Annotated in this window: 1 protein-coding gene; it reads left to right on the forward strand. The window is 73.7% G+C overall.

All coding sequences use genetic code 11. From position 1 onward, the window contains the following. Window positions 1-613: transposase (locus ACTOQ2_RS44040; RefSeq protein WP_440108015.1), on the forward strand; the 613-nt coding region annotated here is incomplete at both ends.

Below are 613 nucleotides of genomic sequence, written 5' to 3' on the forward strand. Positions count from 1 at the left end.
GTATGGCCTGCGCCGGGCGTGGAACACCGCCAAGGGCGACGTCGCGCCGTGGTGGGCCGAGCACTCCAAAGAGGCCTACACCACCGGCCTGGACGGGGTGGCGCGGGCGCTGAGGAACTGGGCGGCCTCCCGCAGCGGCACCCGCAAGGGGCCGAAGATCGGGTTTCCCCGGTTCACGTCCAAGCACCGCGCCGCCCCTTCGTGCCGGTTCACCACCGGCACGATCCGGGTGGAGGCCGACCGCCGCCACGTGACGCTGCCCCGGCTCGGCACCATCCGCACCCACGAATCCACCCGGAAACTGGCCCGCCATCTGGAGCGCGGCACGGGGCGGATCCTGTCGGCCACCGTCCGATGCGAGGGGGGCCGCTGGTTCGTCGCGTTCACCTGCGAGCTCGACCGCACCGACCGCGCCCCGGCCAGGCCGGGCGCCGTCGTCGGCGTCGACCTGGGCGTCAAAGACCTCGCGGTGCTGTCCACCGGCGAGGTCGTCGCCAATCCCAAACATCACCGCTCGGCGCTCAAGCGGCTGCGCCGGTTGAACAAGCAACTCGCCCGCCGAACCGGCCCCCGCACCCCCGACGGTGGCAGGCGCGAGCCCTCCGCCCGCTGG

The sequence above is a fragment of the Streptosporangium sp. H16 genome, from assembly GCF_051918855.1.
Taxonomy (GTDB): domain Bacteria; phylum Actinomycetota; class Actinomycetes; order Streptosporangiales; family Streptosporangiaceae; genus Streptosporangium.